We start from the raw sequence: 24,404 nt of genomic DNA, 5'->3' as shown, positions 1-24,404 counted from the left end.
GCCCAGGCCCGCGACGTGGCGCTGATCCTCAATGACCGTCCCGACCTGGCCGCCCGCCTGCCGGTCGACGGCGTCCATGTCGGCCAGTCGGACATGGCGCTTCGCGACGCTCGCAAGCTGATGGGCGAGCGGATGGTCGGCGTCACCTGCCACGACAGCCGCCACCTGGCGATGGAAGCGGCCGAGGCCGGGGCCGACTACGTCGCCTTCGGGGCTTTCTTCCCGACCACCACCAAGGACGCCCCGACCACCGCCGAGCCCGACATCCTGACCATCTGGCAGGAGACGATGGAGATCCCGTGCGTGGCGATCGGCGGCATCACCGCCGACAACGCCGCCGGCCTGGCCACGGCCGGGGCCGACTTCCTGGCCGTCTCGGCGGGCGTCTGGGCCCATCCGCAAGGCCCCGCCGCCGCCGTCACGGCCCTGAACGCGGCGATCGCCGAGGGCCTGGCCGCACGAAATAAGGCCGAATAACGGCGTTCGCTTGTGACGCGCCGCACACAGGCATAGCCTCCCCCTCAGCTAACAAAATAACGGGGGAGACGCTGAACATGACGCGGCTCGTAGTGTGTTTGCTTAGCGTACCGGTCCTGGCCCTTTCCGCCCTGGCCTTTTCGACAACCGCCACCGCCGAAACCTGGAAACTGGCGCCGGGCGAGACCAAGACCTATTACGACGTGGACTTCACCCGGGTGGACCAGTCCAGCGGGTTGATCGTCACCCGCATCGCCGAGGGCAAGGCCAACGGCCCCTACAAGAATTGGCCGGCGAGCAAAGGCCCCATTCTGGTCTTCGCCCTGGACTGCGCGGCGGACAAGTGGATGGACCTGGGCATGGACTTCGACGGGACCAAGGGCGTGCCCAAGGGTTGGCGCAGGGAAGCCAAGATCGAGGACATCTCCGGCGCGCTGGGCAAGGCTGGCAAGCTGGTCTGCGAAACCAAGGATACGCTGCCGAAGGTGGAGCTGCCTTGAGGATCACATAAGCTCGTCAGCCCGGCCGACCTCCGGTCAAACCCCCGGGTTTGGCCGGGCTGACAGCCTTTCGGGCCGCCTTGCCATCGAGCCTGTGGGCGATTAGGTTCCGCGCCCGTTCTTTCACACCGTCGACCTACCGCTCCGCCGCCGGATTTTTCCGGCCGGCGTCGACGGCTTTACATTGAGGATAGTCCGCCCGTGGCCACGCCTTCCGCCCTCCTGAACGTCATGATCGACGCGGCCCGGAAAGCCGCTCGCGGCCTCGCGCGCGACTTCGGCGAAGTCACCGAGCTGCAGGTCTCCAAGAAGGGCGCGGCCGACTTCGTCACCAACGCCGACCTCAAGGCCGAACAGACCCTGTTCGAGATCCTGGAAAAGGCGCGTCCCGGCTACAGCTTCCTGGGCGAGGAACGCGGTATGATCGAGGGCACCGACAAGACCCACACCTGGATCGTCGACCCGCTGGACGGCACCACCAACTTCATGCACGCCATCCCGCACTTCGCGGTCAACATCGCCCTGCAGCGCGAAGGCGAGATCGTCGCCGGCGTCACCTTCAACCCGATCACCAACGACCTGTTCTGGGTCGAGAAGGGCAAGGGCGCGTTCCTGGGCGCCGAGAAGCGCCTGCGCGTCGCCGCCCGCCGCCACCTGGACGAAAGCGTCCTGGCCACGGGCATCCCGTTCGCCGGCAAGCAAGGCCACGGCCAGTTCCTGAAGGAGCTGCACCAGGTCAGCCAGAAGGTCGCCGGCGTGCGCCGCTTCGGCTCGGCCGCCCTGGACCTGGCTTGGGTCGCCGCTGGTCGCTTCGACGCCTACTGGGAGCGCAACCTCAACCCGTGGGACATCGCGGCCGGCGTGCTGATGGTCCAGGAGTCGGGCGGCAAGGTCACCACGATCGAGGAAGACGACGGCGACGTCGTGCAGGGCAGGTCGATCCTGGCCTCGAACCAGGACCTCTATCCGCTGGTCCTGGAACGCCTGCGGGCGGCTTAAGGCCTCTCTTCTTGTCATCCCGGAAGCCTCGCAGAGGCTGTCCGGGACCCAGGGGCGACCGCACTGCATCGGCCCCCTGGGTCCCGGCTCGGCGCGCTCCGCGCTGGGCCGGGATGACAGTTTCAAAGGGCTAGCCAAACCGTCACATCCCGGCGCTAAATCGCCGCCCATGACCCTGCTGACCCGTCGCGCCATGACCACCGCCGCCCTCGCCGGCACGCTGCTGCCCGGCTTCGCCAGCGCCCGGCAGCGCAAGCCGATCGTGATCGGTCACCGAGGCTGCAGTGGCGAGCGACCCGAGCACACGGCGCTGTCGTACGAGCGGGCCATCGACCAGGGCGCCGACTTCATCGAGCCCGACCTCGTCCCCACGAAGGACGGCCATCTGGTGGCCCGCCACGAGAACGAGATCGGCGGCACGACCGACGTCGCCAGCCGTTCCGAGTTCACGGCGCGAAAGGCGACCAAGACGATCGACGGCCAACAGGTCACCGGTTGGTTTGTCGAGGACTTCACCCTGGCCGAGGTCAAAACCCTGCGGGCCCGCGAACGGCTGCCGCAGCTGCGTCCGGCCAGCACCGCCTTCGACGGTCAGGCCCCGATCCTGACCTTCGACGAGGTGGTCGCCATCGCCAAGGCCGGGACCAAGCGCACCGGGCGGACGATCGGCGTCTATCCCGAGCTGAAACACCCGACCTATTTCGCCGGCATCGGCCTGCCGACCGAGGACCGCCTGGTCGCCCTCCTGAAGGCCCACGACCTCAACTCGGCGACCGCGCCGGTGTTCGTGCAGTGCTTCGAGGTTGGCCCGCTCAAGCGCCTGAAGGCCAAGACCGCCGCGCGCCTGGTCCTGCTGGTCGACGGCGCCGGCGGCCCCGCCGACCTGCCGAACGTGAAATACGCCGACCTGATCACCGCCCAGGGCCTGAAGGACGTGGCGGTCTATGCCGACGGCCTGGGCCCGAACTGGAGCCTGGTGGTCCCTAACGACGGCCAGGGCCTGCTGGCGCCCTCCAGCCTGGTCAAGGACGCCCACGCGGCCGGCCTAGCCGTCCATCCCTGGACCGTGCGAGCCGAGAACTACTTCCTGCCCGCCAGCCTGCGGAAGGGCGACGCCCAGAGCCCGGCGTTCCTGGCCCAGCACGGCGATGCCGCGGCGGTGTTCAAGGCGCTGTACGCCGCCGGCGTCGACGGCGTGTTCAGCGACTTCCCCGGCCTGGCCGTGGCGGCGCGCGCCGAGGCTTGACGCGCGCGGCGAACGGACGGCTACCCTGGGACGAGCGACGGACGGGTCGCCGTTCGGGGTTGGCTGATATGCGTCGTCTTGGTCTGGCCGTGCTGGTGGCCCTGGTTCCGGCCTTCACCCAGGCCGACCCGTCCCCGCCGCCGTCGTTCGCCATCGGCCTCTGCAGCGAGGGCGCTCGACCCGAGGGCAAGAGCGACAAGGCGGTCGCGCTGCGCCCTGGGTTCGGCGCCCAGCGGCTGGCGATCCGCACCGGCTCGGCCAAGGCCCAGGCCTTCTTCGACAACGGCCTGCAGCTGGGCCAGGCCTTCGCCCACCAGGAGGCCGTGGCCGCCTTCGAGGAGGCCGCCCGCCAGGATCCGACCTGCGCCATGTGCTTGTGGGGCCAGGCCTGGGCCGGCGGCCCGACCCTGAACTTCTCGGTCGACGACAAGACCAGCGCCAAGTGGGCCGAGCTGATGGTCCGCGCCAAGGTGCTGGCCGCCGACGGCCCCCAGAAGGAGCGCGACCTGATCGCGGCCATGACGGTCCGCTACGCTAAGAACGGCGGCGACGTCGACTACGGCAAGGCGATGGACGCCCTGACCCGGACCTATCCCGACGATCTCCAGATCGCGGTCCTGGCCGCCGACGCTCTGATGATCCCGGTCACCCACGACAAGGGCCGCGGCGGCCTCGCCCGCGCCAATGCGCTGCTGGAAGACGTGCTCAAGCGCGAACCCGGCCACGCCGGCGCGGTCCATTTTTACATCCACGGCACGGAGATCGACGGCAAGACGGCCAAGGCCGAGACCTATGCCGACACGCTGGGCGGCTTAGCCCCCGACGCCAGCCACCTGGCGCATATGCCTTCGCACACCTTCTACTGGGTCGGCCGCTATCGCGACGCCTACCGCGCCAACGCCAAGGCCGCGCGGCTCGACGCCCTGACCGCCAAGGAGCGCACCCTGTCCGGCGACTGGCCGGCCTATACGGTCCCGTACCACACGCACAACGTGATGTTCGGCGCGGGCGGGGCGATGATGTCCGGCGACGGAGCCGGCGCTCTCGACATCACCCGCCCGATCCTGCCGATGGCCCTGAGCGCCCCGGTCAAGGACCGGCAGATCCAGCGCCTGGCGGTCGCCGCCTACGCCGCCCAGGGTCGGTATGGCGACATCGACCAGGTCCTGGCCCTGCCGGAGCCCGCGGCCGACAAGCCGCTGCTGCGGGTCATGCGCCACTATGCGCGCGGCGAGGCCCTGGCCCGTCGCGGCGACGCGACCGGCGTGCGGCGCGAGGCCGAGGCGATGAGGCTGTCGCGCGACGACGAGAGGCTGCTGGGCGATGGAGCCAAGCACGCCAGGACCCTCACCCAGATGGCCGCCCTGATCCTGCGAGGGCGGGCCGAGCTGCTGGACGGCCAGCCGCGCAAGGCGATCAAGGCCTATCGCAAGGCCGCCGAGCTGGACGAGAAGACCTTCGGCGACCACGGCGACCCGCCCGGCTGGTGGTATCCGGTCCGCCGCAGCCTGGCCGCCGCCCAGCTGGCCGACGGCGACGCGGCCGGCGCCGCCGCATCGGCTCGCGCCACCCTGAACCGCCGTCCGCTGGATCCTGTGGCCCTTCACCTGCTGGCCCAGGCCGAGCGCGCCACGGGTCAGACCCAGCTGGCCGACCAGCACGCGGCCCAGGCCCGCGCGGGCTGGGTCGGCGACCTGGCGAAACTCAATCTCGCCAACAGCTGATCCGAGGGAAAATCGTTCCTCGATCTTGCCGAACGGGGGCGCGGCGGTGCAGCGTGCGGCCAAGCGACATCGTCCCTCGGGGAAGCCCATGAAAATCCGCCACGCCCTTTCCGGCGCCGCCTTGGCCGCCGCCCTTCTGCTGGGCGCGCCGGCCTTCGCCTCGCCGGGCTCGGATCTGCTGGACAAGATCGCCGTCGATTTCGTCCGCCTGACCCTGGAGGCCGGCGAGCGCGAGCCAGGCTATGTCGACGCCTATTACGGCCCCTCTGAGATGCAGGACGCCGCCAAGCTGGCGCCGCGCCCCGTTTCGGTGCTGCGCAAGGAAGCCGATCGGCTGCAACTGCTGCTGACCAAGGTTCCCGACAAGGACCTCTCGGCCGACCAGCGTCGCCGCAAGCTGTTCCTGAAGGGCCAGGTCAAGGCGGCCCAGACGCGCCTGGCCATGATCGCTGGCGACAAGTTCAGCTTCCAGGACGAAGCCCAGGGCCTGTTCGGCATTCGTCCCGTACTGAAGCCGTTGAAGAGCTACGACCCGATCCTGGCGCGGATCGACAAGCTGGTCCCCGGCAAGGGCGATCTGGCCGCCCGGGTCGACACCTTCCAGAACCGCTACGTCATCCCCACGGACAAGCTCGAGCCGGTGATGAAGGCCGGCATCGCCGCCTGCAAGGCCAAGACCGAAGAGCACATCAAGCTGCCCGGGAACGAGCGCTTCGACCTGTCGTTCGTCACCAAGAAGCCGTGGAGCGGCTACAACTGGTACAAGGGCGACGCCCATAGCCTGATCGAGATCAACACCGACCTGCCGATCTATATCAGCCGCGCCTTGGACCTGGGCTGCCACGAGGGCTATCCGGGCCACCACGTGCTGAACACCCAGCTGGAAGAGAAGCTGACCAAGGGCAAGGGCTGGATCGAATTCTCGGTCTATCCGCTGTTCTCGCCGCAGTCGTTCATCGCCGAGGGCTCGGCCAATTTCGGCATCGTGCTGGCCTTCCCCGGTCAGACCAAGACCGAGTTCGAGCGCGACAAGCTGTACCCGTTGGCGGGCCTGGATCCCGCGACGGCCAAGGCCTATGGCGAGCTGCAGGACGCCAAGGCGGCGCTGTCCAGCAGCGGCAACACGATCGCGGCCGAGTATCTGGGCGGCCGCATGACCAAGGAGCAGGCCGTCCTGGCCTTGATGAAGTACGGCCTCTATTCGCGCGGCGCGGCCGAGAAGCGGGTGGCGTTCATCGAGACCTACCGCTCGTACGTGATCAACTACAACATCGGCCAGGACATGGTCCGCGACTATGTCTATCGCGCCGGCAAGTCCGAAGACGCGCGGTGGAAGGCCATGGAGCGCATTGTCAGTGAACCAACCACGCCGGCGGATTTGCGGAAGTAATTCCCTCCCGCGCGAGGAGAGGGGATCACGGGACGGCTCTGTTCGTTACAGCCCGTATGGACCGGCTGGCTTCCTCCGATTTCCTGCCCATTCTCTGCGCCTTGGTCGCCGGCGGGGTGATCGGGTTCGAACGGGAGTATCGGGCGCGGCCCGCCGGCCTGCGCACTCACGTTCTGGTTAGCCTGGCCTCGGCCCTGCTGATGCTGGCGGCGGTGCACCAGGTGCGGTGGATGAACGACACCCCGGCCGAGGTGCTGCGCATCGATCCCGTCCGCATGGCCCACGGCGTGCTGACCGGCGTCGGTTTCCTGTGCGGCGGAGTGATCTTCCAGCAGGGGGTGTCGGTGCACGGCCTGACCACAGCTGCCTCCCTGTGGATAACTTCGGCGATCGGGACGCTGTTCGGCGTCGGGCTGTACGGCCTGGCCACGGTTGGCACGGTGCTGGCGGTGCTCACCCTCAGCGCCGCTCATTGGCTGGACGCCACCATGCCGCAGAAGAACTTCACCGAGGTCGCCGTCCGCTCCCGCCGCGAGACGCCGCTGGACGAGGCCGAGCTGCGCGCCCTCCTGGCCGAGTACGACCTGAAGGGCGAACGGCTGAACCACTGCCTGCACGGCGGCGGGGCGGTGTTCGAACTGGCCGGCTCGTTCTCAGGCAAGGGCGCGCTGCGGCTGCGCGAGGTGGCCCACCGGCTGCGTGACGATCCCCGGGTGATCGAGTTCGATATTCTACCCCGGAAAGATTGAAGCGCCGTCGGGCGCCTCTTCCGTCACCTGCCACCTTCTCCCCGTCACGCCGCGCGACTAGACTGGTCCGCATGGTCCTGCGGGTTCACATCGACACCGATTGCGGCGTGGACGACGCCCTGGCGCTGGCTCTGCTGGCCCGCGCCCGGCAGGCGGTCGAGGTGGTCTCGGTCTCGGCCGTGTTCGGCAACACCTATGTGGATCAGGCGGCCGCCAATGCTCGCGGCGTGCTGCGCCTCGCGGGCTGCGGCGCCGAGGTCTATATCGGCGCCGGCGCGGGCCTGGCCAGGCGGCGGGTCGAGCGGATGCGGCCGGCCCACGGCGTCGATGGCTTGAACGGCGCCGGCTTCTCCCAGCGCTGGAAGCTGCCCGAGCTGGAACGCGGCCACTCGGCCAACTTCCTGGCCTTCGCCGCCCGCCGCAAGCTCGCCGGCCTGTTCCTGGGGCCTCTGACCAATCTGGCCAAGAGCCTGCTGGAGGACCCAGCCGCTTTCCGTGACTGGCGGCCGACGATCATGGCCGGCGCCTTCACCGTCGAGGGCAAGGCCGCCGGCGGCGCCGATTTCAACAGCTGGAGCGACCCCGAAGCCCTGCAGCGGGTCCTGGAAGCCGGGGTCATGCCGCGCCTGGTCCCGCTGGACGTCTCGCACCAGGTCGCGGTGACCGCCGATGACCTGGCAAACGGCGCGATCTGCTGCGGCTCGCCGTTGTCCCAGCGCCTGAGCAAGGCGGCCGCGCCCTATATCGCCTTCCACCAGCAGGTCTGGGGCGGCGACGGCTGCCGGCCGCACGACGCGGTGGTCGCCGCCAGCCTGGTCGCGCCCGAGCTGTTCGCCTTCCAGCCAGCGCGTCTGCGGGTGACCGTCGAGGGCGAGCACCTGGGCCGGGTCGAGCACGTCGACGGCCCCCCGAACGCCGAGGTCTGCACGGGCCTGGACGTCGCCGCCGTCAAGCGGCTGATCCTGGGCGGCCTGTTCGGCTGGAACGCGGTCGCGGCGGCTTAGGCCCTAGTGCGGCTGGCCCCACTGGGCCGCGCGCTCGCGGACGAGGTCGCGCATGAATTGATCCAGTTCGGCTAGGCGACGGTCCATCTCCGACACCGGCACGCCGTTCCAGACCGCGTGGTCATAGGCCGAGCGCGCTTCCCGAAGGTTTTCGCCGGCCTGGTAGCGCTCGGTGATGTAGAGGGTCTCGAGGAGCTTGGTCGGGCGGTCGATCTTTTCATGCTTCATCGACCAGTAGCTGACCATGTACTCGGCCAGAATCCCATCGTCCGACGTACTCACCATCGTCCGTCTCCCTAATCGTTGAGGGCAAGATAGGGAGGCCGAGGGGACTTTCCAGAGGGCCCCCTCTCCCGCAAGGGGAGAGGGAAACAGGTGACTTACTGGCCGCCCGCGTAGTCCTTGATCAGCGCGTACAGGAAATCCCGCCCGTCATAGAGCGACTTGACCCGCACGCGCTCGTTCAGTCCGTGAATGCCGTCGCCGTCCGAGCTGCCGAAGATGCCGGTGACGCCATAGGTCGGGATGCCGGCCGCGTTGGTGTGGACGCCGTCGGTGGCCCCGGTCAGCAGGATCGGCACCACCGGCACGCCGGGCCACAGCTTGGCGGCTTCCTTCTCGATCGGACCCATGATCGCCGGCGTCAGGGGCGGCGGCGGCGAGACGCTGTTGGGCTCGTGGGCCAGGGTCACGGCGACGGCGGGGTCGGCGGTCAGCTCGGCCAGCTTGGCGCGGACCTCCTCGACCGGCGTGCCCGGCAGGATGCGGCAGTTGACGTTGGCCGTGGCGCGCTGTGGCAGGGCGTTGGGCGCGTGGCCGGCGCTGACCATGGTGGCCACGCAGGTGGTGCGCAGCATCGAGTTCCACATCGGGTCGGAGGTCACGGTCTTCAGCGCCGCCGGGTCGTTGATGTCGGCCACCAGGGCCTTCATCGCCGCGGCCTGCGGCGGGGTCACCCGCCCCTGCATCCGGGTGAAGTAGCCGCGCGTGGCGTCGTTGAAGCGCGGCGGGAAGCCGTAGGCGCCGATCCGCGAGAGCGCCGCCGACAGCTGGTAGATGGCGTTGGCCGCCACAGGGCGACTGGAATGGCCGCCAGGGTTGGTCACGGTCAGGGTGAAGTCCTGATAGACCTTCTCGCCGCCCTGGACCTCCAGCACCACCGGCTTGTCGTGCTCGTCCAGCAGACCGTCGGCGCCCTCGTTCAAAGCGAATTCGGCGTCGACCAGGGGGCGGTGGTTCTTCACCAGGTCCTCGATGCCGTTATAGGCCTCGCTCTCCTCGCCGCAGGTCAGGGCCAGCTTGATGTCGCGCTTGGGCTTGAAGCCCGACGTCTTCAAGCGGATCAGGCTGTCGACCCAGATGGCCGCCTGGGCCTTGTCGTCCGACGTGCCGCGGCCGAAGAAATAGCCGTTCTCCTCGACCAGCTTGAACGGGTCGCGCGTCCAGTCGGCGCGATTGGCCTCGACCACGTCGATGTGGGCCAGCAGCAGCATGGGCTTCACCTTGGCGTCCGTTCCGCGCAGGACGGCGACCAGGCTGCCCTCCTTGGGATGGCCATCGGCGACCACGACCTTGACGTCGGCTTCCGGAAATCCGGCCGCCTTCAGTCGCGCGCCCATCGCCTCGGCGGCGGCAGTGCAACTGCCGACCGACAGGGTGGTGTTGATCTCGACCAGCGCCTTGTAGAGGTCGCGGAAGGCCAGCTGGTCGGGGCGGACGCTCTTGGGCGGCTCGGCAGTCTGCGCGCTCGCCGCTGTCGCCAGCGCCATCAAGGCGCCCGCCGTCGTCCACACCACGCGCTTCATCCGTACTCTCCCAACAAATCGAAGGGGCAGCAGAGCTTGCCTGACGGTCGCGCGCAAGGGCCGCCGTTTACCGGTCGTTAGCAATACAGGGGCTTTTCCTCGGGCGCGGGACAGACGATGTTGCGAGAACACATGATGAACGCGAATCGCCTTCCGATCCGAATCCTGGGCCTCGATCCCGGCCTGCGCCGCACCGGCTGGGGCGTGCTGACGGTCGAGGGCTCGCGCATGAGCCATGTCGCCCACGGGGTGATCGTCCCCGACGAGAAGGCGGATTTCGCCCAGCGGCTGCTGCATCTGTTCGACGGCATCTGCGCGGTGATCGAGCAGCACCAGCCCGACGAGGCGGCGGTCGAGGAGGTGTTCCTCAACACCAACGCCCAGTCGACCTTGAAGCTGGGCCACGCCCGCGCCGCGGCCCTGATCGCGCCGGCCCGCGCCGGTTTGCCGGTGGCCGAATATTCCACGCGTCTGGTCAAGAAGGCGGTGGTCGGCACCGGCGCCGCCGACAAGGCCCAGATCGGCTTCATGATCGCGCGCTTGCTGCCCACGGCCGGCAAGACCACGGCCGACTGCGCCGACGCCCTGGCCGTCGCCATCACCCACGCCAACCTGCGCGTCGCCAACCGGAGGGTGGCATGATTGGTCGTCTGCGCGGCGCGGTCGCCGAGGTCGGCGAGGAAGAGGCCCTGATCGATGTCATGGGCGTCGGCTATGTCGTCCGCTGCGGCCACCGCACGCTCCAGCGCCTGCCGGCCCTGGGCGAGGAGACGCTGCTGCACATCGAGAGCCAGTGGAGCGAGAGCGCGGGCCTGCGGCTCTATGGCTTCGCCACGCGGGAAGACCGCAAGGCGTTCGTGCTGCTGCAGGCGATCCAGGGCGTCGGGCCAAAGGCCGCCATGGCGGTGCTGGACGTGCTGTCGCCTGCCGAGCTGGCCTCGGCCGTCGCCCGCGAAGACAAGGCCGCCGTGGGTCGCGCCAACGGCGTGGGTCCCAAGCTGGCCCTTCGCATCGTCACCGAGCTGAAGGACAAGCCGATCACCGACGGGCCGGTGCTGATGACCGCGCCGAGTTCGACCTCCGCCTCGACGGCGCCCGCCAAGCCCGCCCCCACCGGCGACGCCGTCGCCGCCCTGATGGGCCTGGGCGTGGCCGAGGTGAACGCCCGTCGCGTCGTCGAGGCCGCCGCCGCCAAGCTGGGCGACGAGGCCACGGTCCAGGCGCTGATCAAGGCGGGCTTGCAGGAGCTGGGCCGATGAGGCTCCCCCCACCTGATCGCTTCGCGATCGTCCGCCCCCGAAGGCGGGCGGAAGGCGATCCTTCTTCCCCCTCCGGGGGAGGAGCGCGAAGCGCGGAGGGGGCAAGTAAATGACCCGCGTCATCTCCGGCGAGCCCCAGCACGGCGACCAGGTCCCCGCGACCGACCGCGCCTTGCGGCCCCAGACCCTGGCCGAGTTCGTCGGCCAGGAGCAGGCCAAGGGCAATCTGCGGATCTTCATCGAGGCCGCCAAGGGCCGGGGCGAGTCCCTGGACCACGTGCTGCTGTTCGGCCCGCCCGGCCTGGGCAAGACCACCCTGGCCCAGATCATCGCCCGCGAGCTGGGCGTCAACTTCCGCGCCACCTCGGGCCCGGTGCTGAACAAGCCCGGCGACCTGGCCGCCATCCTGACCAATCTCGAGCCGAACGACGTCCTGTTCATCGACGAGATCCATCGCCTGTCCTCGAACGTCGAGGAGATCCTCTATCCGGCCATGGAAGACCATGTGCTGGACCTGGTGATCGGCGAGGGACCTTCCGCCCGCTCGATCCGCATCGACCTGGCGCCCTTCACCCTGGTGGCGGCGACCACGCGGGCCGGGATGCTGGCCACGCCGTTGCGCGACCGCTTCGGCATCCCGATCCGTCTCGAGTTCTACACCCACGCCGAGCTCAAGCACGTGCTGCTGGGCGCGGCCCGCAAGATGGGCGCGCCGCTGTCGGAAGACGGCGCGGCCGAGATCGCCGCCCGGGCCCGGGGCACGCCGCGCGTGGCCGGTCGCCTGCTGCGCCGGGTCCGCGACTTCGCCACCGCCGACGGGGCGACCGTCATCGACCGCAAGGCCGCGGGCCTGGCCCTGGCGCGTCTCGAAGTCGACGAAGTGGGGCTGGATTCCCTCGATCGCCGCTACCTGCGCGCCCTGATCGAGCACTACGGCGGCGGCCCGGCCGGCGTCGAGACCATTGCCTACGCCATCGCCGAGGCCCGCGACGCCGTCGAGGACGTCATCGAGCCCTATCTGATGCAGCAAGGCTTCATCCAGCGGACGCCACGCGGCCGGGTGGCCTGCGGGAAAGCGTATCTGCACTTGGGTTTGAAGGCTCCGCCCGCGCCACAGGGGCAGAGCGGATTGTTCGACGAGGGATAATCGCCCGTTCCGATCCGCTGTTAGGGCCGCCGTTTTCAGGAGCTACGCATGAACCTCGAGAAGCTTCACGTCGCGCTGTCCTACGAGGGGCCTATTTCGGTGGCCTCCATTGAGGAATTCAAGGAGGAGGTCGCAACCAGTGGGCTTGAACTTCTGGTAGAAGAGCGGCCTTCGACCAGAGCATTCGCTGGAATCGAATGGGTGATGCCAACCGCCGTTATGGTCTACATCGCCAAATCATACTTTGACGGCTTCTTAGGTGAGATGGGAAAGGATCACTATCAAGCGCTCAAAAGTGGAATCAAAACCCTCCAGGGGCGTTTGAGTTATATAAAAGTCAATCTTGTTGGCACCCCCGGCAAGGTTTCGAAGGTGCAGCCGTACTCCCTAGTCTATTCAGTGTGGTCTGACCGGGACGCAAACAGTCGCTTCAAATTTCTAGTACCGAATGACCTATCTTCTGCCGACGCCGATAGAGCCACGGATGTCTTTATGACATTCCTAGAGTCATATCATCGTGGTGTCTTAGAAGAGGAAGATTTGAAAATTCTGGCTGAGGCCCGCCCTATCGGTAGAACCATATTGCTCGCCTACGAGCCAACCTTGGGCACAATCCAAGTAGTGGATCCCCTTGCATCAATCCGAGGCGATTGATGACTAGCTGGGGCCGTGTCTAGGGCTGAAATTCCAAAGCCTGCGGATTGCCCTCGGCCAACGAGGTGAGCCAGCGGCTGACCGCCTCATGGCTGATCACCCGGCCAGCGGCGACGTCCGCCTCGGCCCGCGCATCGGCTGCTGCCTCGGCGGCRTCGTCGATCTCGTCGAAAATGGCGGGCTCGATCTTCATGCGAGAAGGCTAGCACAAAAGGAGAACGTGTCCAGCGTCCATCGCCAGGGTTGAGCGACATTGTGGGGCTGACGTTCGCGACCGCTCGGGCTAAGCACATCCCATGACGACCCCGCCCGAGCCCACCACCGGCGTCTTCGACGGCCGCGAGCATCAGCTGCCCGTGCGGATCTATTACGAGGACACCGACTTCTCGGGCATCGTCTACCACGCCAACTACCTGCGCTATTTCGAGCGCGGCCGGAGCGACTTCTTCCGGATGGTGGGCATCTCGCACACCGAGCTGGCCAAGGCCGACACCGCCTTCGCGATCGTGCGGATGGAGCTGGACTTCAAACGCTCGGCCCGGATCGACGACGCCCTGGTGGTGCGCACCACCTATGACCGGATCAAGGGGCCGCGCCTCTATGTCAGCCAGAGGATCACGCGCGGCGAAGACGTGATTTGCCAGGCGGCGGGCGAGGCGGTCTGCATCACCCTGGGCGGCCGGCCGCGCAAGCCGACTGCCGAAATGCGGGCGCAATTGGAGCCTTGGCTGGCGGCCGCCGAATAAACGTCATCGAATTTCGGGATCGCTCGGCGATTGTCATAGTTTCACCCAAGCGCCGCTTCATGCCATACGGCGCGAACTAGAATTTAAGACGCCCCAACGGAGACCTCGCCCGCATGGACGCCTCGGCTGCCGCCCCCAACTTCTCGTTCTTCGCCTTGTTCCTGCAGGCCGACTGGGTCGTGAAGGGGGTGATGATCGGTCTGATCCTGGCTTCGCTGGGCTCGTGGGCCGTGATCCTGGACAAGCTGGTCCGCTTCGCGGGCCTGAACCGCGCGGCCGACCGCTTCGAGGAGCAGGTCAGCGGCGGGCGTTCGCTGGAGGACGTCGCCGGCGAGGCCGGAACCAATCCGCGCCATGCCCTGCCGCGCATGCTGCAGGCGGCGCTGAAGGAATGGCGCGACGCCAAGGCGCGCGGGAACCTGTCCGAGAATCAGGCCGCCTTCCTGGTCGCCCGCATCGACCGGATCATGGACACCACGATCGCCCGTGAGAGCGCCAAGGTCGAGGAAGGCCTGGGCAGCCTGGCCATCGTCGCTACGGCCAGCCCGTTCATCGGCCTGTTCGGCACGGTCTGGGGCATCATGCACGCCTTCCAGAACATCGCGATCTCGAAGAACACCTCGCTGGCCGTCGTCGCCCCGTCGATCGCCGAGGCCCTGTTCGCCACGGCCGTCGGCCTGATCGCCGCCATCCCGGCCTATATCGCCTACAACAAGTTCTCGACCGACGCGGGCAAGTACGCCGGCCGCCTGGAAGGCTTCGCCGACGACCTGTCGACGGCGATCCAGCGTCGCCTGGCCGAGCGGGGCTGATCCCATGTCGATGTCGTCCAGCGACGCCTTCGCCACCAACAGCGGCCGAGGCCGCCGCCGCCGGGGCCGCCGTTCGCGCGGAGCCCTGTCCGAGATCAACGTCACGCCTCTGGTCGACGTGATGCTGGTGCTGCTGATCATCTTCATGATCAGCGCCCCGCTGCTGACCGCCGGCGTGCCGCTGGAGCTGCCCAAGACCGAGGCCGCGGCCCTGCAGAATCAGGACGAGCCGATCACCGTCTCGATCCGCAAGGACGGCCACATCTTCGTCGGCGAGACCGAGATCCCGTTCGAGAACTTGGCGCCGCGTCTGACCGCGATCGCCGGCGACGGCTACAGCAAGCCGATCTTTGTCCGCGCCGACGGCGGGGCGACCTATGCGGTCGTCGCCCAGGTGATGGCGGGCCTGTCGAACGCCGGCTTCAACAAGATCAACCTGATCACCGAGACGGGCGGTCCCTCCACCGGCGCGGCCACACGCGACGCCCAGCCGGCGGGCGACCTGCGGCCGACCCAATAGGAACGGCATGAGCGCTCGCCGCGAACAAGCCGTTTCCCCGGGCCTGCTGGGCTCGATCGCGCTGCACGGAGCCGTGGCGGCGCTGATCGTGTTCGGCCTGCCGTGGAAGGCGGCCAAGCCGATCACCATCGGCGAATCGGTGCCGGTGACCATCGTCACCAATGGCCCGACCAATGTCCGCCCGGCCGAAGAAGCGCCGGTCGAGCAGACCGCACAAACCCCGGACCCGACGCCCGAGGCCACGCCGCAGCCGCCGGCCCCAACGCCCGCGCCGACCCCGACACCGGCCGCCGCGCCGCCCAAGCCGGCCACGGTCCCCAAGCCGGCCCCCACCCCGACGCCGGCCAAGCCGACTCAGGCCAAGAAGAACGACGACTTCTTCGCCTCGCTGGAGGCCTCGATCGCCAAGTCCAAGAAGGCGACGGGCAAGCCGACCGCCAACGCCGCCAAGGGCCCGGCTCGCGCGGAGACCTCGGTCTCGGCCCGCCCAGCGCTGGGCGCGGCCACCGGCCTGTCCGCCGCCGCCCTGGGCCGGTTGCAAGGCGAGGTCCAGGACCGCTGGAACCCCAACTGCGAAGTCGAGGGCGGCGCCAACGTCAATGTTCGGGTGGTGTTCGTGATCGGCCCGGGCGGCCGCGTGGTCGGCCAGCCGGAGTCGCCGGGTACGTCCTCGCCTGACGCCGTGGTCAAGGCCGCGTCGGATCGCGCCATTCGCGCGTTGTTCGCCGCCTCGCCGTTCGCCTACCTGCCCTCCGACCTGTACGGTCAGAAAATCGCCCTGAATTTCAACGCAAAACAGGCCTGTTCGCGTTGATGTCTGGAAAGAAGGAGACCTCGATGCGCCTCAAAGCCCCCATGGGACTGCGAGCCCTGGTGCTGATGGCCGCCGTGCTGCTGGGCGGCGCCGCGTTCGTGACCCCGGCGGCCGCGCAGATCGAGGTCGACATCAATTCCGGCGCGGTCAAGCCGCTGCCGATCGCGGTCCCGGCCTTCTCGGGCGCCACGCGCGGCGCCGAGATCGCCCAGGTCATCACTGGCAATCTCGAGCGCTCGGGCCTGTTCCAGCCGCTGAACGTCGCGGGCGTCCCCGACAAGCTGCAGGACGTCAACGTCCAGCCGCGCTTCCCCGACTGGCAGGCGACCGGGGCTCAGGCCCTGATCAACGGCCAGGTCACGGTCGGCGCCGATGGCGGCCTGCGCGTCGACTTCCGCCTGTGGGACGTGTTCAGCCAGCAGCAGCTGCTGGGCCTGCAGTTTTCCTCGACGCCCGACAACTGGCGCCGCGTGGCCCACAAGATCAGCGACGCCGTCTATGAGCGCCTGACCGGCGAGAAGGGCTATTTCGACACCCGCGTGGCCTTCGTCGCCGAGAGCGGGCCGAAACTGAACCGGGTCAAGCGCCTGGCGATCATGGACCAGGACGGCGCCAATCCGCAGTACCTGACCGACGGCTCGTACATCGTGATGACGCCGCGCTTCTCGTCGACCAGCCAGGAACTGACCTACATGGCCCTGCGGCCGACCGGGTCGTCGATCTACCTGCTGAACCTGGAGACCAGCCGCCAGGAGACGGTCGGCAAGTTCCCCGGCATGGTGTTCGCCCCGCGCTTCTCGCCCGACGGCACCAAAGTGGCGTTCTCGGTCGAGAAGGCCGGCAACAGCGACATCTACTTGATGGACCTGCGCAGCCGGTCCTCTAGCCGCATCACCACCGACCCGTCGATCGACACCTCGCCGTCGTTCTCGCCGGACGGAAGCAAGATCGCCTTCAACTCCGACCGCGGCGGCCAGGCCCAGCTCTATGTGATGAACACCGACGGCTCGGGCGTGCGCCGCATCTCGTACGGCGGCGGCCGCTACACGACCCCGGTCTGGAGCCCGCGCGGCGACTTCATCGCCTTCACCAAGCAGACCGGCGGCGAGTTCCACATCGGCGTCATGCGCCCCGACGGCAGCGACGAGCGCCTGTTGACCACCAGCTATCTGGACGAGGGCCCGACCTGGGCGCCGAACGGTCGGGTGCTGATGTTCTTCCGCGAGGGCGCCAGCGGCAATCCCAAGCTCTGGACGGTGGACGTCACCGGCCGGATCCTGCGGCCGGCCGCCTATAACGGCTCGGGCTCCGACCCGGCCTGGTCGCCGCTGCTCGACTGATTGACACATCGTTCGGGCAACCTGCGCCTTGTGAAGGCGTTGTTGCGCTGCGGCGGGGCCAGTTCGCTATTCGCGCCGCAAGTGAATCCGCATCGTTTGACGTCGATCTGACATCATTGTGAGATTGGTCAGACATTTAAAGGGTCCATTCCAAGCGTCCCGCAGGTATGGATCAGGTCCAGAATTCGTAGACTTGAGGAGAAACTGGATGAGCTTCGACACCCAGCGCGCCGTTAGACTGGCGCTCGTCGGCTTGGCCGCAGCCTCGCTCGCCGCCTGCGCTTCGCGTCCGAAGCCCCAGCCTGTCGCACCGCCGCCGGAAGCGCCGCCGGCCTCGCCGAGCACACCCTACACACCGCCGGCCCAGCCGCCGGTCTCGAGCGGCGTCCTGCCGGGTTCGGTTCAGGACTTCGTCGTTAATGTCGGCGACCGCGTCTATTTCGACACCGACGAATATTCGGTTCGCGCTGACGCCCAGCCGGTCCTGGCCGGCCAGGCCCAGTGGCTGAACCGCTATCCGGCGGTTCGCGTCCGTATCGAAGGCAACGCCGACGAACGCGGCACCCGCGAGTATAACCTGGCGCTCGGCGCCCGCCGCGCCAACGCCGTCCGCGACTTCCTGGTCGGCCAGGGCGTCGCCGGCGCCCGCATCGAAACGATCTCGTTCGGCAAGGAACGTCCGATCGATCCGGGCGCCAGCGAGGAATCCTGGGCCAAGAACCGTAACGGCCACACGGCCATCACGGACGGCGCCCGCTAATACTGCATAGAACAGGGCGGCTTCTCTTCCGGGAAGCCGCCCTAGTTTTGTCCGCGTCCTATCGGTAGATGACGATCATGAAGCTGAAATCCGCCCTGCTCGCCGTCCTGTTCGCCTCGTCTGCCGCCGTGGCCGTGGCCCAGACCCCGCTGCCGCCCGCCGATCCGCTCGACGACCGCTCGGCCAAGCGCGTGGAGCGGATGGAGAAGGTGGTGCGCGAGCTGCGCGCGATCGTCTTCCAGGGCCGCGACACCGGCAAGCCCGTGGTGGTCCAGCCGGCCGAGACCGACGCCCAGATCGCGGCGCTCAATGAGCGGGTCGGCGACCTGGAACAGACGCTGACCAAGTTGAACGGCCAGAACGAGGGCGTGACCCACGACCTCGACCAGGCCCGCCGCACCGCCGCCGATCAGAAGGCCCGGGCCGACTCTCTGGAGCAGCGCCTGGCCGCCGTCGAAAAGACCCTGGCCGACTTGCAGACCGCCGCCGCCGCCCAAGTGGCCGCCGCGCCCGCCGACGGGACTCCGCCGCCGCCCGCGCCGCCGGCCGAACCGGCCGTGGCGTTCAAACAGGCCAAGGATCTGCTGCTGGCCGGCGACTACGCCAATGCCGAGCAGGCGTTCTCGGCCTATGTCGCCAACTATCCGGACAACGCCAAGGCGCCCGAGGCCCGCTACTGGCTGGGCGAGACCCTGTTCGTGCGCGAGGCCTATACCGACGCGGCCGGGGCCTATATCGGCGCGATCCGTGGCTGGCCGCAGACGAGCTGGGGCCCCGACGCCACCCTGAAGCTGGCCCGCTCGATGGTGGCCATGAAGAAGACCGCCGAAGCCTGCCGCACCCTGGACGAGCTGTCGAAGCGCTATCCCAAGGCCCCGGCCGCGGTGGTCTCGCGCGCGGCCTCGACCCGCGTCGCGGCCAAGTGCGCCTAGACGAGGTCCGAGCCGCCCTTGGCCGGCGGCTCGATCCTCTATCCGCCGCCCCGCTCGCGGTCGGCTTCTCGGGCGGCGGCGATTCCTTGTTCCTGCTGAAGACGGTGCTGGCGTGGGCGCGAGCGCACAGCCGGCCCGTGCTGGCCTTGACCGTCGATCACCAACTGCAGCTCGACAGCGCGCGCTGGACCGCCGAGGCGGTCGCCAAGGCGCGGGCGCTGGGGGCCGAGGCCCATGCTCTGACCTGGACCGGCGACAAGCCGTCGGCCGGCCTGCCCGCCGCCGCTCGCCTGGCCCGCCACGCCCTGCTGGCCAGCGCCGCGCGCGAGGCCGGGGCCAAGGTCCTGCTGTTGGGCCACACCGCCAGCGACCTGGCCGAAGGCGCGGCGATGCGGGCCGAGGGTTCGAGCGTCTCCGATCCGCGCGAATGGGCGCCGTCGCCGGTCTGGCCGGAGGGGCGGGGCGTCTTTCTGCTGCGGCCGTTGCTGTCCCTGAGCCGCGCGGAGATCCGCCAGGCCCTGGCCGCCCGGGGCGAGACCTGGCTGGACGACCCCGCCAACACTGACCTCCGCTACGCCCGCGCGCGGGCTCGGGCGACGGGGGCCAAAGAGATCCTCGCGATCGAGCCCTCGCCCCCGGCGCTGCCGGCCTTCACGATCGACGCGGCGGGAACGATCCGCCTGTCCCGCGCCGCCGCCGCCGCCCATCTGGCCGCCGCCTTGCTGTGCGCGGCCGGAACCACGCGGCCGCCGCGCGGCGAGCGCTTGTCGCGCCTGGTCCGGCGCCTGCGGTCGGGCGAGGCCTTCACCGCCACCTTGGCCGGGGCCCGGGTCGAGGCCCGGGGCGAGGAGGGGGCAGAGGTGCTGATCTGCCGCGACGCTGGCGAAAGCGCGCGGGGCGGCCTCGCGCCGTTGGATCTCGCGCCCGGCGAGACCGGGGTCTGGGACGGGCGCTGGGAAGTCACGGCGGACGAGGCTCCGTTGACGGTCATGGCCTTGAAGGGCAGGGCGTCCAGCCTGTCCGCGGAGCAGCGCGCCCGCCTGGCGGAGGCTCCGGTGGCCGCTCGGCCAAGCTTGCCGCTGCTCCTGCGGCATGGCGCGGCGCCCGCTCTTGCTCCGCTTGACGGCCCGGACCTTGCAGTCGAAGGAGGAGGGCGCGCCCGCCCGCTCATCCTGGATCGTTTCAAGGCCGCGATTGGTCTTTACGACCAAGAATCCGTGACTTGATGTCACGCGCGTGGCGTTCGTGCTCGCGACCCCTTATCTTGTTGGGTCAAGACCTATCGTTGGGAAGACGAAGCGTATGAATTTCAGGAACCTGKCCATCTGGCTGGTGATCGTCGCGGTGCTGGCGGGCGTATTTGTCGTCAGCCAGAACGCGCGCACCAAGAACAGCGGCGAAGTCAGCTATTCGCAGCTCCTCAAGGACGTCGACGCCGGCCGGATCAAGTCGGCCGAGATCGCGGGCCAGACGGTCGTCGCCAAGACCGCCGACAACAAGGTGTTGACGGTCAATGCGCCGACGAACTCCGACGAGCTGGTCAACCGCATGGTGGCCAAGAACGCCGACGTGAAGTTCAAGAGCGGCTCGATAAGCTTCCTGGCCATCCTGGTCCAGCTGCTGCCGATCCTGCTGGTCGTGGGCGTGTGGCTGTTCTTCATGCGCCAGATGCAGGGCGGGGCGAAGGGCGCCATGGGCTTTGGCAAGTCCAAGGCCCGGCTGCTGACCGAGAACAAGAACCGCATCACCTTCGAGGACGTCGCGGGCGTCGACGAGGCCAAGGAAGAGCTGCAGGAGGTCGTCGACTTCCTGAAAGATCCGGCCAAGTTCCAGCGCCTGGGCGGCAAGATCCCCAAGGGCGCGCTGCTGGTCGGCCCTCCCGGCACCGGCAAGACCTTGATCGCCCGCGCCGTCGCGGGTGAGGCCGGCGTGCCGTTCTTCACCATCTCGGGCTCGGACTTCGTGGAAATGTTCGTCGGCGTCGGCGCCAGCCGCGTGCGCGACATGTTCGAACAGGCCAAGAAGAACGCTCCCTGCATCATCTTCATCGACGAAATCGACGCCGTCGGCCGCCATCGCGGCGCCGGCCTGGGCGGCGGCAACGACGAGCGCGAGCAGACCCTCAACCAGCTGCTGGTCGAGATGGACGGCTTCGAAGCCAACGAAGGCATCATCCTGATCGCCGCCACCAACCGTCCCGACGTGCTGGACCCGGCCCTGCTGCGTCCGGGCCGTTTCGACCGCCAGGTCGTGGTGCCCAATCCGGACGTGGCCGGCCGCGAGAAGATCATCCGCGTGCACATGAAGAACGTGCCGCTGGCCGCCGACGTCGACGTCAAGACCCTGGCGCGCGGCACCCCCGGCTTCTCAGGCGCGGACCTGGCCAACCTGGTCAACGAGGGCGCCCTGCTGGCCGCCCGCAAGAACCGCCGCATGGTCACCATGAGCGACTTCGAGCAGGCCAAGGACAAGGTCATGATGGGCGCCGAGCGCCGGTCGATGGCCATGAACGAGGAAGAGAAGAAGCTGACGGCCTATCACGAGGGCGGTCACGCCATCGTGGCCCTGAACGTCCCGCTGGCCGACCCGGTGCACAAGGCCACCATCGTGCCGCGCGGCCGGGCCCTGGGCATGGTCATGCAGCTGCCGGAAGGCGACCGCTACTCGATGAAGTACCAGCAGATGACCAGCCGCCTGGCCATCATGATGGGCGGCCGGGTGGCCGAGGAGATCATCTTCGGCAAGGAGAACATCACCTCGGGCGCCTCGAGCGACATCAAGGCCGCCACCGACCTGGCCCGCAACATGGTCACCCGTTGGGGCTATTCCGACCTGCTGGGCACGGTCTCCTATGGCGACAACCAGGACGAGGTGTTCCTGGGCCACTCGGTGGCGCGCACCCAGAACGTCTCGGAAGAGACCGCCCGGGTGATCGACAGCGAGGTCAAGCGCCTGGTGCAGTACGGCCTGGACGAGGCCCGCCGCATCCTGACCGAGAAGATCGAGGACCTGCACACCCTGGGCAAGGCTCTGCTGGAATACGAAACTCTGTCGGGCGAAGAGATCAACGGCGTGCTGAAGGGCGTGGCCCCCAAGCGCGACGAGGAAGAGACCAAGGAAACGGTCATCGCGCCGTCCCTGGTGCCGCTGTCTCCCGGCGCGGGCGCCAGCGTCACCGCCTAGTGTAACTGGCGCGGCCCCCGGGCCGCTTCAGACCAAGAACGAAGCCGGTCCCTCGCGGGGCCGGCTTTTTTTCTGGCTCCGGAACGGGGCATCGGCTCCCTGTCATCGTCCAGCGACATGGAACCGCGAACGCCGATCGCGCCTTTTCTAGACGACGGGGAAGCGACCTCGTCACGGAACAGGCCGTTCGTACGGGCCGCCGATGTGCGCCGGGGGCTTTGTTATTTGGAAACCGTGACCGCCAACGACGCGCTCCCCGGCTCGCGGCGCGCCCCACCCACGATCCCAGCCTTCCTGGCCGGGCTTGGCGATATGGGCGCGGCGGTGGCGGATCGTGACTGGATCGGCTCGGCGCTGGGGCCGCCCGAGGCCTGGCCCGCCGCCCTGAAGGTCGCCGCCGGCCTGATGCTGGCCTCGCCGATCCCGTCCTTCCTGGCCTGGGGACCGGAAGCCCTGGTCCTGCACAACGACGCGGCGCGGTCGCTGCTGGCCGCCAACGCCGCCGCCCTGGGCGCCTCGTTCGAGGCCGTGTTCCCGATCGCCGCCGGCGTGTCGCTGCTGGCCCAGGCCCAGGCTGGCGAGAGCGTGGTCCAGGAGCGTGTCGCCTTCTCCCGCCCCGACGGCGAGGCGGCCTGGTGCAACCTGATGTTCGCGCCGGTGCGCGATGAGGCCGGCGCGGTCGCCGGCGTCCACGTCCTCTGCAACGACATCACCGAGCGCGTCCGCCGCGAGCAGGCCCAACACGAGGACGAGCGCCGCTATCGCGCCCTGTTCGAGTCGATGGACGAGGGTTTCTGCGTCATCGAGTTCGTGGACGGCCCGTTCGGCCCGCTCAGCGACTACGTCCACGTCATGGCCAACCAGGCCTTCGAGCGCCATACTGGACTCCCCAACGTCGTCGGCCAGAAGGTGCGCGATCTGGTCCCGGCCGAGGCGGACGCCTGGATCGAGCGCTACGGCGCGGTGCTGCGCACCGGCGAGCCGCTGCGGTTCGAGCAAGAGCTGGTGGCCACCGGCCGACACCTGGAGCTGGCCGCCTTCCGCATCGAACCGCCGGAGCTGCGCCAGGTGGCCGTGCTGTTCCAGGACGTCACCGCCCGCAAGCGGGCCGAGGCCGAGCTGCGGCATCTGAACGAGACGCTGGAGGCCCGGGTGGCCGAGGCCCTGGCCGAGCGTGAGCGGACCGAGGAGGCCCTTCGCCAGGCCCAGAAGATGGAGGCCGTCGGCCAGCTGACGGGCGGCCTGGCCCACGACTTCAACAACCTGCTCGCCGGGATTTCGGGCGCCTTCGAAATGATCGACGCGCGGCTGGCCCAGGGGCGCGGCGGCGAGGTCGATCGCTACCTGGCGGCCGGCCAGGGCGCGGCGCGGCGGGCGGCCGCCCTGACCCACCGCCTGCTGGCCTTCTCGCGCCGCCAGACCCTGGCCCCGCGGCCGTTGGTCATCAACCGGCTGATGGGCGATTTCGTCGAGCTGGTCCGCCGGACGGTCGGACCCGAAATCCAGGTCGAGATGGTCGCCGCCACCGGCCTGTGGCCGACGCTGGTCGACGCCAACCAGCTGGAAAACGCCCTGCTGAACCTCTGTATCAACGCCCGCGACGCGATGCCCGACGGAGGCAGGATCACGATCGAGACCGGCAACCGCTGGCTCGACGCCCGGGCGGCGCGCGACCAGGGACTGGAGTCCGGCCAATATGTTTCGGTCTGCGTCAGCGACACCGGCGGCGGGATCGACAAGGCGACACTGACGCGGGTGTTCGATCCGTTCTTCACCACCAAGCCGATCGGCCAGGGCACGGGTCTGGGCCTGTCGATGGTCTATGGCTTCGCCCGCCAGTCGAACGGCTATGTCCGGATCTATTCCGAGGTCGACCAGGGCACGACGGTCTGCCTTCATCTCCCACGCTATCTGGGCGAGGAGGAGGGGGCCGAGACCCTCGAACTGGCCTTGACGCCGCCGGCCGCGAACGCGGGCAAGACGGTGCTGGTCGTCGACGACGAGCCGACCGTGCGGATGCTGGTCTCCGACGCCCTGGGCGAGCTGGGCTATGCGTGCCTGGAGGCCCCGGACGGCGCGACCGGCCTGCGAATGCTGCAGTCGAACGACGCCATCGACCTGCTGATCACCGACGTCGGCCTGCCCGGGGGCCTGAACGGCCGGCAGGTCGCCGACGGGGCCCGCGCCCTGCGGCCCGCCCTGAAGGTGCTGTTCATCACCGGCTATGCGGAGAACGCCGTCCTCAACCACGGCCACATCGAGCCCGGCATGGAGGTGCTGACCAAGCCCTTCGCGGTGGCCGACCTGGCCGGCCGGGTCGACCGGATGCTGCGCGAGGGGTAG

General features: G+C 68.8%; 25 protein-coding genes. 22 read left to right on the top strand and 3 right to left on the bottom strand.

Annotated features, from left to right (window positions below; genetic code table 11):
• The 8 genes from AC1DSO_RS16615 to AC1DSO_RS16580 form a co-directional block, all read left to right on the top strand.
• Positions 1 to 477, top strand: a 477-nt coding sequence (locus tag AC1DSO_RS16615) for a thiamine phosphate synthase (protein ID WP_477069871.1), incomplete at its 5' end; no start/stop codon positions are given.
• Positions 478 to 554: 77 nt separating this feature from the next.
• The gene (locus AC1DSO_RS16610; RefSeq protein WP_477069870.1) at positions 555 to 977 is read left to right on the top strand and encodes a hypothetical protein; all 423 of its coding nucleotides are present in this window, start codon (positions 555 to 557) and stop codon (positions 975 to 977) included.
• Positions 978 to 1,178: 201 nt separating this feature from the next.
• Positions 1,179 to 1,976, top strand: coding sequence for an inositol monophosphatase family protein (locus tag AC1DSO_RS16605; protein WP_477069869.1), 798 nt, complete (start codon positions 1,179 to 1,181; stop codon positions 1,974 to 1,976).
• A gap of 169 nt (positions 1,977 to 2,145) precedes the next feature.
• Complete coding sequence (locus AC1DSO_RS16600; RefSeq protein WP_477069868.1) at positions 2,146 to 3,222, top strand: glycerophosphodiester phosphodiesterase; 1,077 nt, start codon at positions 2,146 to 2,148, stop codon at positions 3,220 to 3,222.
• A gap of 68 nt (positions 3,223 to 3,290) precedes the next feature.
• Positions 3,291 to 4,946, top strand: coding sequence for a hypothetical protein (locus AC1DSO_RS16595; protein WP_477069867.1), 1,656 nt, complete (start codon positions 3,291 to 3,293; stop codon positions 4,944 to 4,946).
• An 88-nt stretch (positions 4,947 to 5,034) separates the two neighbouring features.
• On the top strand, positions 5,035 to 6,336 hold the full coding sequence (locus AC1DSO_RS16590; protein ID WP_477069866.1) for a hypothetical protein: 1,302 nt from the start codon (positions 5,035 to 5,037) through the stop codon (positions 6,334 to 6,336).
• 56 nt (positions 6,337 to 6,392) lie between these two features.
• The gene (locus AC1DSO_RS16585; protein ID WP_477069865.1) at positions 6,393 to 7,085 is read left to right on the top strand and encodes an MgtC/SapB family protein; all 693 of its coding nucleotides are present in this window, start codon (positions 6,393 to 6,395) and stop codon (positions 7,083 to 7,085) included.
• Between the two features lie 71 nt (positions 7,086 to 7,156).
• Positions 7,157 to 8,089 carry a nucleoside hydrolase gene (locus AC1DSO_RS16580; protein ID WP_477069864.1) on the top strand — a complete coding sequence of 311 codons (933 nt, stop codon included), beginning with the start codon at positions 7,157 to 7,159 and terminating at the stop codon, positions 8,087 to 8,089.
• A gap of 3 nt (positions 8,090 to 8,092) precedes the next feature.
• Here the strand turns inward: AC1DSO_RS16580 and AC1DSO_RS16575 are convergent, their stop codons facing one another.
• Together AC1DSO_RS16575 and AC1DSO_RS16570 are read right to left on the bottom strand one after the other, a co-directional pair.
• Positions 8,093 to 8,374: a hypothetical protein gene (locus AC1DSO_RS16575; protein WP_477069863.1), complete on the bottom strand. Its 282-nt coding sequence runs from the start codon at positions 8,372 to 8,374 to the stop codon at positions 8,093 to 8,095.
• 95 nt (positions 8,375 to 8,469) lie between these two features.
• Positions 8,470 to 9,894 (bottom strand): M20/M25/M40 family metallo-hydrolase, encoded by a 1,425-nt coding sequence (locus tag AC1DSO_RS16570; RefSeq protein WP_477069862.1) that lies wholly within the window; start codon positions 9,892 to 9,894, stop codon positions 8,470 to 8,472.
• A 120-nt stretch (positions 9,895 to 10,014) separates the two neighbouring features.
• On the opposite strand from AC1DSO_RS16570, the gene ruvC reads away from it, so the two are divergent.
• The 4 genes from ruvC (at position 10,015) to AC1DSO_RS16550 (ending at position 12,954) form a co-directional block, all read left to right on the top strand.
• Positions 10,015 to 10,536 (top strand): crossover junction endodeoxyribonuclease RuvC, encoded by a 522-nt coding sequence (gene ruvC / locus AC1DSO_RS16565; protein ID WP_477069874.1) that lies wholly within the window; start codon positions 10,015 to 10,017, stop codon positions 10,534 to 10,536.
• Positions 10,533 to 11,153, top strand: coding sequence for a Holliday junction branch migration protein RuvA (gene ruvA, locus AC1DSO_RS16560; RefSeq protein WP_477069861.1), 621 nt, complete (start codon positions 10,533 to 10,535; stop codon positions 11,151 to 11,153). The genes ruvC and ruvA overlap by 4 nt, the downstream gene beginning before the upstream one ends.
• A 109-nt stretch (positions 11,154 to 11,262) precedes the next feature.
• Entirely contained in the window at positions 11,263 to 12,300 is a 1,038-nt protein-coding gene (gene ruvB / locus AC1DSO_RS16555) for a Holliday junction branch migration DNA helicase RuvB (protein WP_477069860.1), read from the top strand.
• Positions 12,301 to 12,348: 48 nt separating this feature from the next.
• Positions 12,349 to 12,954, top strand: coding sequence for a hypothetical protein (locus AC1DSO_RS16550; protein ID WP_477069859.1), 606 nt, complete (start codon positions 12,349 to 12,351; stop codon positions 12,952 to 12,954).
• A 19-nt stretch (positions 12,955 to 12,973) separates the two neighbouring features.
• On the opposite strand, the gene AC1DSO_RS16545 is transcribed toward AC1DSO_RS16550, so the two are convergent.
• Positions 12,974 to 13,147, bottom strand: coding sequence for a CopG family transcriptional regulator (locus AC1DSO_RS16545; RefSeq protein WP_477069858.1), 174 nt, complete (start codon positions 13,145 to 13,147; stop codon positions 12,974 to 12,976).
• Positions 13,148 to 13,250: 103 nt separating this feature from the next.
• Between AC1DSO_RS16545 and AC1DSO_RS16540 the strand changes: the two genes are divergently transcribed.
• The 10 genes from AC1DSO_RS16540 to AC1DSO_RS16495 all read left to right on the top strand — a co-directional run bounded on the left by AC1DSO_RS16540 (position 13,251) and on the right by AC1DSO_RS16495 (position 24,404).
• A complete protein-coding gene (locus AC1DSO_RS16540) occupies positions 13,251 to 13,700 on the top strand; it encodes a YbgC/FadM family acyl-CoA thioesterase (protein ID WP_477069857.1) in 450 nt (149 codons plus the stop codon).
• 113 nt (positions 13,701 to 13,813) lie between these two features.
• On the top strand, positions 13,814 to 14,512 hold the full coding sequence (tolQ, locus tag AC1DSO_RS16535) for a protein TolQ (RefSeq protein ID WP_477069856.1): 699 nt from the start codon (positions 13,814 to 13,816) through the stop codon (positions 14,510 to 14,512).
• 4 nt (positions 14,513 to 14,516) lie between these two features.
• Complete coding sequence (locus tag AC1DSO_RS16530) at positions 14,517 to 15,032, top strand: ExbD/TolR family protein (protein ID WP_477069855.1); 516 nt, start codon at positions 14,517 to 14,519, stop codon at positions 15,030 to 15,032.
• 7 nt (positions 15,033 to 15,039) lie between these two features.
• Positions 15,040 to 15,846: a cell envelope integrity protein TolA gene (gene tolA / locus AC1DSO_RS16525; RefSeq protein WP_477069854.1), complete on the top strand. Its 807-nt coding sequence runs from the start codon at positions 15,040 to 15,042 to the stop codon at positions 15,844 to 15,846.
• A gap of 41 nt (positions 15,847 to 15,887) precedes the next feature.
• Complete coding sequence (gene tolB / locus AC1DSO_RS16520) at positions 15,888 to 17,186, top strand: Tol-Pal system beta propeller repeat protein TolB (protein WP_477069873.1); 1,299 nt, start codon at positions 15,888 to 15,890, stop codon at positions 17,184 to 17,186.
• Positions 17,187 to 17,379: 193 nt separating this feature from the next.
• A complete protein-coding gene (pal, locus tag AC1DSO_RS16515; protein WP_477069853.1) occupies positions 17,380 to 17,946 on the top strand; it encodes a peptidoglycan-associated lipoprotein Pal in 567 nt (188 codons plus the stop codon).
• Between the two features lie 77 nt (positions 17,947 to 18,023).
• A complete protein-coding gene (ybgF, locus tag AC1DSO_RS16510) occupies positions 18,024 to 18,878 on the top strand; it encodes a tol-pal system protein YbgF (RefSeq protein ID WP_477069852.1) in 855 nt (284 codons plus the stop codon).
• Positions 18,869 to 20,104, top strand: coding sequence for a tRNA lysidine(34) synthetase TilS (gene tilS, locus AC1DSO_RS16505; RefSeq protein ID WP_477069851.1), 1,236 nt, complete (start codon positions 18,869 to 18,871; stop codon positions 20,102 to 20,104). The genes ybgF and tilS overlap by 10 nt, the downstream gene beginning before the upstream one ends.
• A gap of 76 nt (positions 20,105 to 20,180) precedes the next feature.
• The gene (gene ftsH, locus AC1DSO_RS16500; RefSeq protein WP_477069850.1) at positions 20,181 to 22,061 is read left to right on the top strand and encodes an ATP-dependent zinc metalloprotease FtsH; all 1,881 of its coding nucleotides are present in this window, start codon (positions 20,181 to 20,183) and stop codon (positions 22,059 to 22,061) included.
• A gap of 312 nt (positions 22,062 to 22,373) precedes the next feature.
• Entirely contained in the window at positions 22,374 to 24,404 is a 2,031-nt protein-coding gene (locus AC1DSO_RS16495; RefSeq protein WP_477069872.1) for a hybrid sensor histidine kinase/response regulator, read from the top strand.

The sequence above is a fragment of the Caulobacter sp. P4_E5 genome, assembly GCF_056401555.1.
Note: the sequence above shows the minus strand (reverse complement) of the source record. Positions and strands in the feature narration are given on the sequence as shown.

What these genes read in the sequence shown, in the direction of transcription:
- AC1DSO_RS16590 (WP_477069866.1), top strand. Translation starts at nt 5,035, where the DNA reads ATGAAAATCCGCCACGCCCTTTCCGGCGCCGCCTTGGCCGCCGCCCTT.
- AC1DSO_RS16575 (WP_477069863.1), bottom strand. Translation starts at nt 8,374, where the DNA reads ATGGTGAGTACGTCGGACGATGGGATTCTGGCCGAGTACATGGTCAGC.
- AC1DSO_RS16540 (WP_477069857.1), top strand. Translation starts at nt 13,251, where the DNA reads ATGACGACCCCGCCCGAGCCCACCACCGGCGTCTTCGACGGCCGCGAG.
- ruvB (WP_477069860.1), top strand. Translation starts at nt 11,263, where the DNA reads ATGACCCGCGTCATCTCCGGCGAGCCCCAGCACGGCGACCAGGTCCCC.
- tolB (WP_477069873.1), top strand. Translation starts at nt 15,888, where the DNA reads ATGGGACTGCGAGCCCTGGTGCTGATGGCCGCCGTGCTGCTGGGCGGC.
- AC1DSO_RS16610 (WP_477069870.1), top strand. Translation starts at nt 555, where the DNA reads ATGACGCGGCTCGTAGTGTGTTTGCTTAGCGTACCGGTCCTGGCCCTT.
- AC1DSO_RS16495 (WP_477069872.1), top strand. Translation starts at nt 22,374, where the DNA reads ATGGGCGCGGCGGTGGCGGATCGTGACTGGATCGGCTCGGCGCTGGGG.
- AC1DSO_RS16585 (WP_477069865.1), top strand. Translation starts at nt 6,393, where the DNA reads ATGGACCGGCTGGCTTCCTCCGATTTCCTGCCCATTCTCTGCGCCTTG.
- AC1DSO_RS16595 (WP_477069867.1), top strand. Translation starts at nt 3,291, where the DNA reads ATGCGTCGTCTTGGTCTGGCCGTGCTGGTGGCCCTGGTTCCGGCCTTC.
- AC1DSO_RS16530 (WP_477069855.1), top strand. Translation starts at nt 14,517, where the DNA reads ATGTCGATGTCGTCCAGCGACGCCTTCGCCACCAACAGCGGCCGAGGC.
- tolA (WP_477069854.1), top strand. Translation starts at nt 15,040, where the DNA reads ATGAGCGCTCGCCGCGAACAAGCCGTTTCCCCGGGCCTGCTGGGCTCG.
- AC1DSO_RS16600 (WP_477069868.1), top strand. Translation starts at nt 2,146, where the DNA reads ATGACCCTGCTGACCCGTCGCGCCATGACCACCGCCGCCCTCGCCGGC.
- AC1DSO_RS16580 (WP_477069864.1), top strand. Translation starts at nt 7,157, where the DNA reads ATGGTCCTGCGGGTTCACATCGACACCGATTGCGGCGTGGACGACGCC.
- AC1DSO_RS16570 (WP_477069862.1), bottom strand. Translation starts at nt 9,894, where the DNA reads ATGAAGCGCGTGGTGTGGACGACGGCGGGCGCCTTGATGGCGCTGGCG.
- AC1DSO_RS16550 (WP_477069859.1), top strand. Translation starts at nt 12,349, where the DNA reads ATGAACCTCGAGAAGCTTCACGTCGCGCTGTCCTACGAGGGGCCTATT.
- ruvA (WP_477069861.1), top strand. Translation starts at nt 10,533, where the DNA reads ATGATTGGTCGTCTGCGCGGCGCGGTCGCCGAGGTCGGCGAGGAAGAG.
- ybgF (WP_477069852.1), top strand. Translation starts at nt 18,024, where the DNA reads ATGAAGCTGAAATCCGCCCTGCTCGCCGTCCTGTTCGCCTCGTCTGCC.
- tolQ (WP_477069856.1), top strand. Translation starts at nt 13,814, where the DNA reads ATGGACGCCTCGGCTGCCGCCCCCAACTTCTCGTTCTTCGCCTTGTTC.